We start from the raw sequence: 13,659 nt of genomic DNA, 5'->3' as shown, positions 1-13,659 counted from the left end.
AAAAAACGCCGCGACGGTTAAGGCAACGTCGCGGCGGTGAAGTGGAACCCCGTAACGGGAAAAATCAGCGCACTTCGATCAATACTTCCCCCGGCGTCACCCGGTCGCCCTTGGCCACGAAGATCCCCTGCACGGTGCCGCCGCTGGGGGCCTGCACCTCGGACTCCATTTTCATTGCTTCGATCACCAGTACCGGCTGGCCGGCTTTCACTTCGTCGCCTTCGGCGACCAGCACATCGACGATGTTGCCGGGCATGTTGGTGGTCACGTCGCCGGGGCCGCCGGCCTGCTTGCGGCCGCCGCCTTCACCTTTCTGGTAGGCGTTGAGTGGTTCGAAGATCACTTCCTCGGGCATGCCGTCCAGGGTCAGGAAGAAGCGGCGTTTGTCGCTGCCCTTCAGGCCCACGCCGGTGATCGCCACCTGGTAGGTTTCGCCGTGCACATCGATCATGAATTCGGTGGGCTGGCCGCTGACCTCGGCGCCGCCACCCTGGATGCTGTCCGCCGGCAGCAGGGGCTCAGGTTTCAGCGTGCCGGCGGCGCGCTCTTCCAGGAAGGCGCGGCCGATATCCGGAAACATGGCGAAGGTGAGCACGTCTTCTTCGTTACCCGCCAGCTCGCCGATGTCGTCGCGCAGCTTGTTCAGTTCCCGGGGCAGCAGGTCGGCGGGACGCCCGTCAATCACCTCTTCGTTACCCACCGCGCGCTGCTGCAGGCTGGCGTCCACCTTGGCCGGGGCGGCGCCGTAGTGGCCCAGCAGGTAGCGCTTCACCTCGTTGGTGATGGTCTTGTAGCGCTCGCCGGCGAGCACGTTCATCACCGCCTGGGTGCCGACGATCTGCGAGGTGGGCGTGACCAGCGGCGGGTAGCCCAGATCCTGGCGCACCCGGGGTATTTCCGCGAACACCTGGTCGATCTTGTCCAGGGCGCCCTGTTCCTTCAGCTGGTTGGCCAGGTTCGACATCATGCCGCCGGGCACCTGGTTCACCTGCACGCCGATGTCCTCGCCGGTGTAGTCGCTTTCGAACTGGTGGTACTTCTTGCGCACTTCGCGGAGGTAGTCCGCGATGGGCTGCAGTTTTTCCAGATCAAGACCGGTGTCCCAGGGCGTGCCCTTCAGGGCGGCGACCATGGATTCCGTGGCCGGGTGGCTGGTGCCGCCGGCGAACGGCGACATGGCGGTATCGATATGGTCCACGCCGTTTTCGATGGCCTTCAGCTGGCACATGGTGGCCAGCCCGGAGGTGCTGTGCGAGTGCAAAAACAGCGGCAGGTCCACGGCGTCCTTCAAGGCCGCCACCAGCTCGCCGGTGGCGTAGGGGGTGAGCAGGCCGGCCATATCCTTGATGGCAATTGAATCGCTACCCATGTCCGCCAGCTGTCTGGCCAGGGCCACGAAACGCTCCGGGGTGTGCACCGGGCCGGTGGTGTAGCAGAGCGTGCCCTGGGCGTGCTTGCCGTTGGCTTTCACCGCGCGCAGGGCGGTTTCCAGGTTGCGCGGGTCGTTCATGGCGTCGAACACGCGGAACACGTCGATGCCGTTTTCGGCGGCGCGCTCCACGAAGGCGTCCACCACGTCATCGCCGTAATGGCGGTAGCCGAGCAGGTTCTGGCCGCGCAGCAGCATTTGCAGGCGGCTGTTGGGCAGGGCGTCGCGCAGCTGGCGCAGCCGCTCCCAAGGATCTTCCTTGAGGAAGCGCACGCAGGCGTCGAAGGTGGCACCGCCCCACACTTCCAGGGACCAGAAGCCCACCGCGTCGAGCTGCTCGCAGATCGGCAGCATGTCCTCGGTGCGCAGGCGGGTGGCGATCAGGGACTGATGGCCGTCGCGCAGGGCCACGTCGGTAATTTCGATTTTTCTGCTTTTGTTCGCGTTCATGGCGGTTCTCCTGCGCTTAAAGCCCGGTGTGAGCAGCGATTGCCGTGGCGATGGCCAGCGCGATTTCTTCGGGTTTGGTCTTCTCGGAGTAGTCGAGCAGCTCCGGGTGGGCGTCCACATAGCCGGTGTCGAACTGGCCACTCCGGAAACCCGGGTCGTCGAGAATCTTCAGGTAATAGGGGGCGGTGGTTTTCACCCCTTGCAGGCGCATGTCGTTGATGGCGCGCTTGGCCCGTTCCAGGGCGTCCTCCCAGGTCAGGCTCCAGGCGATCAGCTTCAGGCACATGGAGTCGAAGTAGGGCGGAATGGTGTAGCCGGTGTAGATGGCGGTATCCACCCGTACCCCCGGGCCTCCCGGTGCGTAGTAGCGGCTGATGCGGCCGAAGCTGGGCAGGAAATTGTTTTTCGGGTCTTCCGCGTTGATGCGGAACTGCAGCGCGAAACCCTGGTGGCGGATATCGCTTTGCCGGTAGGCCAGCGGGTCGCCGGCGGCGATGCGGATCTGTTCGCGCACGATGTCCACTCCGGTGATCTGCTCGGTGATGGTGTGCTCCACCTGCACCCGGGTGTTCATTTCCATGAAGTACACTTGGTTGCCGGTGAACAGGAACTCCACGGTGCCGGCGTTGGTGTAGCCCACCGCCTCGGCGGCACGCACCGCCAGGTCGCCCACATAGGTGCGTTGCTCCGGGGTGAGCTGCGGGGACGGGGCGATCTCGATCAGCTTTTGATTACGCCGCTGGATCGAGCAGTCGCGCTCGAACAGATGGATGGTATTGCCGTGGTCGTCGGCCAGGATCTGCACTTCGATATGGCGCGGGTCGACGATGCATTTTTCCAGAAACACATCGGCGCTGCCGAACGCCTTGGTGGCCTCCGAGACCACCCGCTCGAAGTTGCGCGCCAGCTCTTCCTCGTTATCGCAACGGCGGATGCCCCGGCCGCCGCCACCGGAGGTGGCCTTGAGCATCACCGGGTAGCCCACCCGTTGCGCTTCCCGGCGGGCCTGGTCCAGGCCGCTCAGGTTGTTTTCCGAGCCCGGTGTCACCGGTACGCCGGCGTCGATCATCGCCTGGCGGGCGCGGGTCTTGTCGCCCATGCGGCGGATCACCTCCGCCGAGGGGCCGATAAAGGTGATACCGCGTTGGGCGCAGATCTCGGCCAGCTCCGCGTTCTCGGACAGAAAGCCATAGCCCGGGTGCAGGGCGTCGCAGCCGGTCTGCACCGCCATATTGACGATATGGTGCGGGTTCAGATAGCCGGCCAGCGGGTCGTCGCCCAGGCTGTAGGCTTCATCGGCGCGCTTCACGTGCAGCGCGTAGCGGTCCGGTTCGGTGAACACCGCCACCGAGCGGATGCCCAGTTCGGCGCAGGCGCGCACGATGCGCACCGCGATCTCGCCCCGGTTGGCGATAAGGATTTTTTTTATCGGCATGCTGCGTCTCCCGAGAGCCCCTGGGGGCGTCAGTGGAGGCACGGTAGCGGGAAAATGGCGGGATAAAGAAATTGATATTACTATGAGGCAACATAATTAATTACTTATATGTAAGCACTCGCTTACTCCCTGGCCATGATTTATTGACCCTATGAGCACCGCCTACCTCAGCCGTCTGACCCTGCGCCAGCTGCATATTTTTCTGACCGTGTGCCAGCAGGAGAGCTATTCCCGCGCCGCCGAGGAGCTGGCCCTCACCCAGCCGGCGGTGAGTGCCCAGGTGCGCAATCTGGAAGATCTGATCGGCGAACCCCTGTTCGATTACGTGGGCCGGCGGTTGTCGCTGACCCCGGCGGGCCAGGCCATGCGCCGGGCCGGCCAGGACCTGATGCAGCGCCTGGGGCAGGCGGAAATGGAGCTGGCGGAACTGCGCGGGGTGATGCAGGGCACCCTGACCCTGGCGGTGGAGACCAGCGCCCAGTACTTCATGCCCGGGCAGATCACGGCCTTTTGCCAGCAGCACCCGGAGGTGGAGGTGCGGATGCGGGTCATGAACCACGGCGAAGCGCTGAAAAGCCTGCGCGAGGACCGCCATGACCTGACCATCATGGGCCTGGTGCCCGACGACCGGCGCCTGAATTTCGTGCCGTTCCGGCAAAACCGGCTGGTGGCGGTGGCGCCGCCGGGGCATCCGCTGGAGAAGGTGGGGGACGTGTCCCTGAACCGTTTTCTGGATTTCCCGTTGCTGGTTCGGGAGCCCGGCTCCGGCAGCCGCCGAGTGTTCGAGTCCCTGTACCAAAGCCGTGGGTTGCGCCCGCGCCGCTGCCAGCAGCTGGGCTCCATGGAGGCGATCAAGGCCGGCGTGCGCGCCGGCCTGGGGCTGGCGGTGCTGCCCCGGGAAGCCTGCGCCGACGACCTGGACGCCGGCCGGCTGGTAACACTGATAGTGGAGGGCCTGCCCCTGAAGCGCTCCTGGTGCGTGGTGCATCCGCGCGCGCGGCAACTGACGCCGGTGGCGGACGCCTTCCTCCAGGCCCTCATCCGGGTCTGAGAGCCTGGCGCGAACCGGGTCCTGCATTTTCTTCGCGGAGCGGTTAGGGTAAGGCGGCGCCCACATCGTGCCCCCATCAAGGAGCCCCATGACCCGCCTCGCTTTGCCTCTGCTATCCCTGTGCGTTGCCCTGTTCGCCCTGAGCGGTTGCCAGCTGCTCCAGGACACCGTCACCTTCGATCCCGAGCCCGGCGACCAGCGCGGCTACCGGCTCTATACCCGCGCCGAATTCCAGATGCCCAGCGGCACCACCCGCAATGATGTGGTGATCGAGTCCGAGGGCCTGGTGCGCTACCGCATGGAAGACGACGGCGACCTGCGTCTCACGCCGCTCAACCTGTGTGTCAGCGGCCAGCGCAAAAGCCGCACTTATTGCAGCGCCTGGACCGGTGATCGGGCGCCGGCCCTGGCCGCCGTGTTGCGCGGAGGCTTCCGGCTCGGCGACGGTACCGGGGAAGACGACGGCGCGACCTGGGCGCGGGCCCTGGACGGCCAGGCATTGGCCGCCCTGGCCGAGCAGGACGACGACCTGGGCCGGCTGCTGCCGCGCCAGTTCCCGGCTCCCGGGTTGATCGCCGGCCTGCCGGCGGAGCCCGGCGCCGAGCGCCGCCTGGACCAGGTGGTGGGGCTGCCGCCCCTGCGCGCCAAGGTGGTGGCGGTTACCGACCAGCGGGTGTTCGCCACCCTGCGCGAAGGCCGGGACGGCGAGCACCTGTCCGGGGTGCTGGTGGTGGAGCGCGACAGCGGCTGGGTGGAGCGCCTGGCGGTGGTCTACGAAAGCCAGGATTCCATGGGGCGCGAAGAACCGGTGCGGCAACTGCTGGCGCTGGTCCCCGACGACTGGGAGGCCGGCGTCCTCCATCGGCAATACGGTGAGGCCCATGGCAAGGTGCCCTGGACCCGGATGGCGCCGAGCCCGTACCTGGCTGCCGCCACCGTGGCCGGTGGCACCGACGATCTGGTGGCCCGTGCCGAAGTCGGTGAGGCGCCGCCGCTCACCGAGGAGCAGGTGTTCGGCTCGCCCATCGGCGCCTTCAAGGCGGAAACCGCCTGGGGCATGGAGCTGTTCTACGACCACCCGCTCTGGCGGGACGCCCGGGACCGGTTTGGCCGGCTGGTGTTCCAGGACCCGGTGGTTCTGGATGGGGACGGCGAGCCCCTGGATCTGCAGTTCGCCGGCGCCCTGCCGAACACCACCGTGCAGACCTTCAAAGGCAGCCTGGAAACCAAGGTCCGCCTGCTGCCCCTGGGCCTGGAAGGCGTGGGCGAGCGCCTGGAGCAGGTGCGCGGCGCCGCCGCCACCGCCCGCTACTACCCGCCCGGGCCGGTGAAGGAACTGGCCCTGCCGGTGCCGGCGCCGGGCAAGGTCAGCGAGGCGCGCACCGAGGACGGCATCCAGGTCCGCTTGCGGGTTCTCGACCGGCGGCGTGCGGAGCTGCTGATCAGCGGCCCGGGGCATTATCTCAGCCAGCTCGTTGTGAAAGAGGGCGCCAAGACCCTGCCCGCGAAGCCCGACACCAGCGGCCCGGACTGGCGGCGCCCCGGCGAGGCCCATTTGTTCCAGACCCTGCTCGGCAACGGCGGCGCGCGTCTTCTGCGCCTGCGCCTGGCCGACGGGCTCGACACCCTGCGTGTCCAGGTGATGGCCTTCGCCGACCAGCCGGCCTTCGAGAAGGAACTGCGTTTTCTCAGCAAGGCGGATCACTACAACGCCGTGGACGTGCCCCCGGGCGTGCGTATTCCGCTGGTTGCCGACGATAAATTCGCCCGGGAAGAGGAAATGCCGCTGATTCAGGACGACGGGGATCTGACGCCCCGGGCCATGGACACCGGCGCGCCGGTGCTGCGCCTGAGCCGTGAACAAAGTGGCCGCTGCCAGCTTTCCGCCGAGGTGGAAGGCGACGGCGAGGCGCCGCGCTGGCGGGTGATCGAACACAAGCGACCCACCCGCCCCGGCGCCGACCGGCAACTGCCGGCGTTGCTGGTGTGGCGGCTATTGTCCGCCGACGGAGGTCCGGCCAACGAAGACGGCGCGGTGACCTTTGGCTTGAGCTGCCGCCAGGGGCAATGGCGGGACGCGGACCATGGGCTCGGTGAACGGCCCTGGCTGGTGGACGTGCGGGCACTGACCGGCGAAGCGCCGGACCCGGCCACTCCGATGCCGGTGTTTCTGGGGCGCTACCGGTTCCTCGACGATAACGGCCAGGCACTGGGCCTGCTGCCGCCGCGCTATGACCATTACTGGGAGCGGCATTTGAGCAGCGGTCGGTTGGGTGACTTCCTGGTGGACGGGCGCTACCTGCGCATCGCCGGCGTCCCGGCCACCGTCCAGCAATGGCAGCCGGGGCCGGTCACCGAGGAAAAGACCTGGGACCTTGATGGGAGGCGATAAGCGGGTGCGGGTATGACTTTATAGGAGCGGCTATCGCGGCTGAAGCCGCTCCTACAATAATCGAGGGGCGCGGGGTCAGCCGCCCAGGTAGGCGGCTTTGACGCTGTCGTCGTTGAGCAGTGTTTCGCCGCTGCCGGTGGCGACGATGTCGCCGGTCTCCAGCACATAGCCGCGGTCGGCGATGGCCAGGGCCTCGGAGGCGTTCTGCTCGACCACGAAGATGGTGATGCCCTCGCGCTTCAGCTCGGTGATGATGCCGAAGATTTCCTCGATGATCAGCGGCGCCAGACCCATGCTCGGCTCATCCAGCAGCAGCAGGCGCGGTTTGGCCATCAGGGCGCGCCCCATGGCCAGCATCTGCTGCTGGCCGCCGGACAAATTGCCGGCGTGCAGGCGGCGCTTTTCCTTGAGAATCGGAAAGCGCTGGTACATGGCTTCCAGGTTGTCGGCCACGTCCTTGTCCCGGCGCCGGCTGAAGGCGCCCAGCATCAGGTTGTCTTCCACCGACAGGCCGGCGAACACCTGGCGGCCTTCCGGCACCTGGATGATGCCCCGGTGCACCCGGTCGGCGGCCTTGCGCCGGTTCAGGTCCTCGCCGTCGAAGGTGACGGTGCCGGCGGTGAGCGGTTGCAGGCCGGAGATCACCTTCAGCAGGGTGGACTTGCCGGCGCCGTTGGCGCCCACCAGGGCCACGGTTTCGCCGGGGTGGATGGCCACGTCCAGGCCGTGCAGGGCCTCGATGCGGCCATAGCCGGTGCGGATACCTTTCAGGTCCAGCAGCGGCGTGCCGCTGCCGGCCATGGGGCCGGCGCTGCCGTCGGCCCGGTCCCCCGGCGAGGCGCCGCCGTCATTGAAAGCGGCGGCCCGTTGCTCGCCGCGCGGGGTAGTGGGCGTGGAGAGGGTGGCGTTCATGCGGTGGCCTCCTCGCGGGAATGGCGGTTGCCCAGATAGGCGTCGATCACATCCGGGTTGGCGCGGATTTCCTCCGGCGTGCCCTCGGCCAGCTTGCGGCCGTAGCAGAGCACCAGCACCTGATCGGAAATGCTCATCACCAGTTTCATATCGTGCTCCACCAGCACCACGGTGATGCCCCGGTCGGCGATCTTGCGGATCACCTCGCGCAGGGCATCGGTCTCGGTGCGGTTGAGGCCGGCGGCGGGTTCGTCGAGCAGCAGGATGTCCGGCGAGGCGGCCAGGGCGCGGGCGATTTCCAGGCGCTTCAGCGCGCCATAGGGCATCGCCGAGGCATGGTGCCGGATGTACTGGCCGCAGCCGACGAATTCCATCAGCTCGGCGCATTCTTCCCGGCATTGCTGATCCGCCCGGCGCAGGGCGGGCAGTTTGAACAGGGAAGTGAAGGTGCCCTGCTTGAGGTGCCGGTGGCGCCCCAGCATCACGTTTTCCAGGGCCGTCATATTCATGCAGATCTGCAGGTTCTGGAAGGTGCGGCACATGCCCAGCGGCGCCAGCTCATGGGGCTGGTGGCCGGCCAGGCTGCGGCCGTTCAGGTGCACGCTGCCACTGGTGGGCTGGTAGAGCCCGGTGATCAGGTTGAACAGGGTGGTCTTGCCGGCGCCGTTGGGGCCGATGATGGAATGAATGCGACCTTTTTCCACCTGGAAGCTCAGGTCCTCCACGGCGTGCACGCCGCCGAATTCCTTGCCCAGGTTGTCCACGGAAAGCAAAGCGGTCATGGGGCCTCCTTCTGGAAGCGGCGCGCCAGGGTCGGTACCAGGCCGCGCGGCATGAAGATCATCACCGCCATCAGAATGGCGCCGAACAGCACCATTTCCAGCTCTTGAAAGCCGGTCAGGAACTGGGGAATCAGCAGCAGGATCACGGCGCCCAGAATCACCCCGTAGGTGGAGGCCATGCCGCCCAGCACGACGATGGTGATCAGCTCGATGGAGTGGGTGAACGAGGCGATGTTGGGCGTGATAAAGCCGCCGTAGTAGCCGTACAGGCTGCCCGCCAGGCTGGCGTAGACGGCGGAGATCACGAACACCCGCAGCTTGAATTTGGCGGTGTCCACGCCGGCCACCTGGGCGGCGATTTCCGAGCCGTGCAGCGCACGCAGGGCGCGGCCCAACGGCGAATCGATCAGGTTCAGCGCGAACACCACCGACAAAAACAGGAAGCCGGCGGCGATGCCGTACCACACCTGGGTGCCGGAGATGGTCAGGCCGAACAGCTGGTAGCTGCCGAACACGCTCAGCTCATGGCCGAACACGCTGAGCGGCGCCACGGTCAGGCCGTCCGGCCCGCCGGTGAGCTGGTCTTCGTTGTTGATGACAATGGCGGCGATCACGCCCAGGCCCAGGGTGGCCATGGACAGATAGTGCCCCTTCAAGTGCAGAATCGGCCGGCCCACCAGCCAGGCCAGCACCGCCACGCCCACGGCGGCCAGCAGCATGGCCGGCACCGGGGTGATTTCGTAGTGGCTCACCAGCAGCGCGCTGCCATAGGCGCCGGCGGCGTAGAAGGCCGCGTGACCCAGGCTGATCTGGCCGGCGTAGCCCACCAGCAGGTTCAGCCCCACCGCCACGCCGGCGGTGAGCGCGATCTTGATCATCAGGTCGTAGTGGTAGTCGTTGCCGGCCAGAAACGGCAGCACCAGCAGCACCACCGCTAGCACCGTCAGCCCCGGCCATTTGGCGGTGGCCCGGACCCGGGGCGGGCTTTGCGGAATCGCTTCGCTCATTACACTCGCTCCACGGCACGGCTGCCCAGCAGGCCGTTGGGCAGGAAAAACAGAATCGCCAGGATGATCACGAACGGCACCGCGTCCTTGTAATCCGACGAGATATAGCCGGCGGTATAGGCCTCGGCCAGGCCCAGCAAAAGACCACCGAGGATGGCGCCGGTGCTGCTGCCCAGGCCGCCGATGGCGGCGGCGATAAAGCCCTTCAGGCCGAGCATGATGCCGATGTCGTAGGAGGTCAGGGTGATGGGCGCCACGATCACGCCGGCGGCGGCGCCGATCACCGCGGAAATGCCGAACGCCATCATCAGAATGGCGCCGGTCTTGATGCCCATCAGGCTGGCCGCGTCCTTGTTCATGGAGGTGGCCAGCAGCGCCTTGCCCAGGGCGGTGCGGGTGAAGAACAGCCCCAGGGCGGTGACCAGCACGGCGGCGATGCCGAGAATCCAAAGACTCTGGGTGAGCAGAATGGCGCCGCCCAGGTTGATCGATTCAGTGGCGCTGAAATTCGGCAGGGCGTGGTATTCCTTGCCCCAGAACACCTGGGCCAGGCCGCGCAGGAAAATCGACGCGCCGATGGTGATGATGATCAGCGTCACCACGTCGGCGTTTTTCGCCGGCGCGATGGCCAGCCGGTGCAGCAGGATACCGGCCACGCCGGACATGGCGATGGCCAGGGGAATGGCGAAGTAGATCGGCACGCCGGCGTCCATCAGGACCACGGTGCCCATGCCGCCGATCATCAGAAATTCGCCCTGGGCAAAATTAATGACGTGGCTGGCGTTGTAGATCAGGGTGAAACCGAGAGCCACCAATGCGTAGATGGCGCCCAGGGTGACCCCCGAGAAGGTGAACTGGAAAAATTCGCTGAACATGATAGTGCCCGGGATGGTCGTGGGGGGAGGGCGATGGGGCGGTGGTTGGGCGGGGGATCGCGACTGAAGTCGCTCCTACAGGACCGTGCCTGAAACGATGTAGGAGCGGCTTCAGCCGCGATTAGGCCCTGGAATTATTCCGCCAACGCCCAGTCGCCGTCCTTCACTTCGAGGATGCGGAAGGACTCGGCGTCGAGGCCCATATGGTCCTCGGGGCTCATCCGGTAGGTACCGGTCACGCCCACCGCGCCGTCGATGCTCTCCAGGGCGTCACGCACCTTGGCCTTGTCGGTGCTGCCCGCTTTCATCAGCGCTTGGACCGCCAGTTGCAGACCGTCGTAGGCGTAGGCGCCGAAGGTGGAAACCGACTCGTTGTAGCGGCTTTCGTAATCGTTTTTGTAGCGATTCAGCACATCGTACTGGGGATCGGATTTCGGCAGCTTGTCCGCCACCAGCAGCGCGGAGGCGGGCAGACGCAGACCTTCGGCGGCGTCACCGGCCAGCTCCAGGAAGCTGTCGGAGGCCACGCCGTGGGACTGGTAGAACGGCTGCTCGATACCCAGCTGGGCGTAGTTGCGGGTAACGATGGCCGGGCCCTGGCCGAAGTCGAAATTGAGGATCGCCTGCACGCCGTCGGTGTTACGGATACGGGTGAGCTGGGCGGTGGTGTCGGTGTCCTTCGGGTTGTAGGTCTCGTCGGCGACGATCTCGATACCGAAGTTGGGGGCCTCTTCCTTGGTCACGTTACGGCCGGAAGCGCCAAAGCCGCCGGTGCCGGAAATCAGGCCGATCTTGGTGAAGCCCCGTTCCTTCATGTCCATCAGGATACGGCGGGCGGCCTGGCGGTCGGACTGCGGCGTCTTGAACACCCACTTCTTCACCGGGGTGGTGATGGTCTCGGCGCCGGCCAGGGAAATGAACGGCACGCCGGCCTGCTGGATCAACGGCACCGCCGCCATGGTGGCGCCGGTGGTGGAGCCGCCGACGATCAGATCGACCCGGTCCTGGCGCAGCAGCCGGTTGGCGAAGGTACGCGCCTTGGAGGCGTCACCGGCGTCGTCATAGTGGATCAGCTCCAGCTTTTTGCCGAGCACGCCGCCGCTGCTGTTGATCTTGTCGATGTAGAGCTCCAGGGTTTTCAATTCCGGATCGCCCAGGAAGGACGCCGGTCCGGTAACAGAAAGGAAGGAGCCGATACGGATGGTGTCGGCGGCCTGGGCCGGTACGGTGGCCAGGCTCAGCCCGAGAGCGGTGACCGCGCCGGCGGCCAGCTGTTTCAGCATTCTTTTCATTATCGCACCTATAAGCGTATGCCAGTTGTTCTTATTGCGGGCCGCGATGTCCCATCCAGACCCGACGATAGGCACAGGTATAAAGCGATACGCCATGCAAGTCAATACGGCGTTTAATGTGTCATAAAAGTGGACCTAAGCCGCCAAGTCCCGGTTTTAGCGTGGAATTCGTGTGTTGTTTGTGTCATATAGATAGGCCGTTTGGTAGTATGTCGAATCTTTTCGACGGCCCGTTGGTGCATAAGGGGATAGGGTTTTGGACCTGCAGTCCGATCATCTGGAAACGCTGATCAAACGCTTTCAGCAGCGCCGGCCGCTGCGCACCGGATCGCTGATCATCACGGTTTTCGGCGATGCCATCGTGCCCCGGGGCGGCACCGTCTGGCTGGGAAGCCTGATTGAACTGCTGGCGCCCATGGGCGTCAACCAGCGCCTGGTGCGCACCTCCGTGTTCCGCCTCACCCGTGAGGGCTGGCTGATCGCCGAAAAAGTCGGGCGCCGCAGCTACTACGGCCTCACCGGCGCCGGCCGGCGCCGCTTCGAAAAAGCCTTCAAGCGCGTTTACTCCGGTGACCAGCCAGCCTGGGACGGTGCCTGGACCCTGGTGGTCCTCAACCAGCTGGACGCCGACCGCCGCCGGGATGTGCGCCAGGAACTGGAATGGATGGGCTTCGGTGCCTTCGCGCCCACGGTGCTGGCGCACCCGGGCGTGGACCGTGCCGAGCTGAATGCCTCCCTGCAGGAGCTGGGCGCTCTCGATGACGTGATTCTTTTCCAGACCGACACCGTGGACCAGTTCGCCACCCGGCCCTTGCGCCGCCTGGTGCGCGAAGCCTGGAACCTGGATCAGCTGGCCGACGGCTACCGGGACTTCCTCGATCAGTTCCGGCCGCTCTGGAATCAGATGCGCAAGGAAAAGACCCTGCCGCCCCGGGAGTGCTTCCTGGCGCGCACCCTGCTGATTCACGAATACCGGAAACTGCTGCTCCGCGACCCGCTGCTGCCCGACGAACTGCTCCCCGCCGACTGGGAAGGCCGCGCCGCCCGCCAACTGGCACGCAACCTCTACCGCCTCACCGGCCAGGGCGCGGAAACCTGGGTCAGCCAACACGCCGAAACCGCCCAGGGGCCGTTGCCCGAGGCCGGCGAAAGTTTTTATCAGCGGTTTGGTGGGTTGGAATAGGCGGGCTTCAAGCCACAAGCGTCAAGCTTCAAGCTACAGGCAAAACACCTCCATTGAGGCTTGACGGGCTCTGAGAGGGCGTCACGCTGTCCTGGCTTGCAGCTTGCAGCTTGCAGCTTGCAGCTTGCAGCTTGCAGCTTGCAGCTTGCAGCTTGCAGCTTGCAGCTTGCAGCTCCTCTTACCCCGCGGCCTTCTCCCCCTTAGGCGCAATCTTATTGGTATGCATACGCGGGCGGTCCGCTTCCATTTCGGTAAGCGGATCGCAGGGCTTCATTGCCCGCTGGTAGCGACGCGCCAGTTCCTGGTATTCCAGGGTGCCTTCGTATTTCCAGCGCACCTCTTCGTCGCTGAGTTCCCGCTTTACCACCGCCGGGGCGCCGATCACCATGGAGCGGGGCGGGCAGGTGAAGCGGCCCTTGACCAGGGCGCCGGCGGCGACGATGGATGACTCGCCGATCTCCGCGTAATCCAGGATCACCGCGTTCATGCCGATCATGGCGTTGCGGCCGATACGGCAACCGTGCAGCACCGCGCCGTGGCCGATATGGCCATCTTCCTCGACGATGGTGTCGGTGCCCGGGAAACCGTGCATCACACAGGTGTCCTGCAGGTTGGCGCCGCGTTCCAGGATCAGGCGGCCGAAGTCGCCGCGCAGGCTGGCGCAGGGGCCGACGTAGCAATCCGGGCCAACGATCACGTCGCCAATCAGTACCGCGGTGGGGTCCACGTAGGCGTCCGGGTGCACCACCGGGGTGATGCCTTCAAGCTGATAACAGGGCATGGCGGGTCTCCATGGGAAAGCGTGGCCGGGGCCGTGTTCTGGAGCCAAATAAGCTACATGACCTCTAATG

At 65.9% G+C, this 13,659-nt stretch carries 11 protein-coding genes; 3 read left to right on the top strand and 8 right to left on the bottom strand.

Features of this window, described 5'->3' with window-relative positions; translation table 11 throughout:
* Nucleotides 1-64 precede the first annotated feature (64 nt).
* Complete coding sequence (oadA, locus tag FGS76_RS10600) at nucleotides 65-1,879, bottom strand: sodium-extruding oxaloacetate decarboxylase subunit alpha (protein WP_138772611.1); 1,815 nt, start codon at nucleotides 1,877-1,879, stop codon at nucleotides 65-67.
* A gap of 16 nt (nucleotides 1,880-1,895) precedes the next feature.
* A complete protein-coding gene (locus FGS76_RS10595) occupies nucleotides 1,896-3,314 on the bottom strand; it encodes an acetyl-CoA carboxylase biotin carboxylase subunit (RefSeq protein ID WP_138772610.1) in 1,419 nt (472 codons plus the stop codon).
* A 151-nt stretch (nucleotides 3,315-3,465) separates the two neighbouring features.
* On the opposite strand from FGS76_RS10595, the gene FGS76_RS10590 reads away from it, so the two are divergent.
* Nucleotides 3,466-4,365 carry a LysR family transcriptional regulator gene (locus FGS76_RS10590; RefSeq protein ID WP_138772609.1) on the top strand — a complete coding sequence of 300 codons (900 nt, stop codon included), beginning with the start codon at nucleotides 3,466-3,468 and terminating at the stop codon, nucleotides 4,363-4,365.
* A gap of 88 nt (nucleotides 4,366-4,453) precedes the next feature.
* Nucleotides 4,454-6,757: a hypothetical protein gene (locus FGS76_RS10585; RefSeq protein ID WP_138772608.1), complete on the top strand. Its 2,304-nt coding sequence runs from the start codon at nucleotides 4,454-4,456 to the stop codon at nucleotides 6,755-6,757.
* A 75-nt stretch (nucleotides 6,758-6,832) separates the two neighbouring features.
* On the opposite strand, the gene FGS76_RS10580 is transcribed toward FGS76_RS10585, so the two are convergent.
* The 5 genes from FGS76_RS10580 to FGS76_RS10560 form a co-directional block, all read right to left on the bottom strand.
* On the bottom strand, nucleotides 6,833-7,669 hold the full coding sequence (locus FGS76_RS10580) for an ABC transporter ATP-binding protein (protein ID WP_240692505.1): 837 nt from the start codon (nucleotides 7,667-7,669) through the stop codon (nucleotides 6,833-6,835).
* Nucleotides 7,666-8,451: an ABC transporter ATP-binding protein gene (locus FGS76_RS10575; RefSeq protein ID WP_138772607.1), complete on the bottom strand. Its 786-nt coding sequence runs from the start codon at nucleotides 8,449-8,451 to the stop codon at nucleotides 7,666-7,668. The genes FGS76_RS10580 and FGS76_RS10575 overlap by 4 nt, the downstream gene beginning before the upstream one ends.
* The gene (locus FGS76_RS10570) at nucleotides 8,448-9,458 is read right to left on the bottom strand and encodes a branched-chain amino acid ABC transporter permease (RefSeq protein ID WP_138772606.1); all 1,011 of its coding nucleotides are present in this window, start codon (nucleotides 9,456-9,458) and stop codon (nucleotides 8,448-8,450) included. Before FGS76_RS10570 ends, FGS76_RS10575 begins: the two co-directional genes overlap by 4 nt.
* A complete protein-coding gene (locus FGS76_RS10565; RefSeq protein ID WP_138772605.1) occupies nucleotides 9,458-10,333 on the bottom strand; it encodes a branched-chain amino acid ABC transporter permease in 876 nt (291 codons plus the stop codon). The genes FGS76_RS10570 and FGS76_RS10565 overlap by 1 nt, the downstream gene beginning before the upstream one ends.
* 134 nt (nucleotides 10,334-10,467) lie before the next feature.
* Nucleotides 10,468-11,625: an ABC transporter substrate-binding protein gene (locus tag FGS76_RS10560; RefSeq protein WP_240692504.1), complete on the bottom strand. Its 1,158-nt coding sequence runs from the start codon at nucleotides 11,623-11,625 to the stop codon at nucleotides 10,468-10,470.
* A gap of 256 nt (nucleotides 11,626-11,881) precedes the next feature.
* Here FGS76_RS10560 and paaX point away from each other — a divergent pair, with 256 nt between their 5' ends.
* Nucleotides 11,882-12,808, top strand: coding sequence for a phenylacetic acid degradation operon negative regulatory protein PaaX (gene paaX / locus FGS76_RS10555; protein WP_138772604.1), 927 nt, complete (start codon nucleotides 11,882-11,884; stop codon nucleotides 12,806-12,808).
* A gap of 178 nt (nucleotides 12,809-12,986) precedes the next feature.
* Here the strand turns inward: paaX and FGS76_RS10550 are convergent, their stop codons facing one another.
* Nucleotides 12,987-13,589 carry a phenylacetic acid degradation protein PaaY gene (locus FGS76_RS10550; protein ID WP_138772603.1) on the bottom strand — a complete coding sequence of 201 codons (603 nt, stop codon included), beginning with the start codon at nucleotides 13,587-13,589 and terminating at the stop codon, nucleotides 12,987-12,989.
* Between the last annotated feature and the right edge of the window lie 70 nt (nucleotides 13,590-13,659).

It is taken from the genome of Alloalcanivorax gelatiniphagus, from assembly GCF_005938655.1.
GTDB classification, from domain to species: domain Bacteria; phylum Pseudomonadota; class Gammaproteobacteria; order Pseudomonadales; family Alcanivoracaceae; genus Alloalcanivorax; species Alloalcanivorax gelatiniphagus.
Note: the sequence above shows the minus strand (reverse complement) of the source record. Positions and strands in the feature narration are given on the sequence as shown.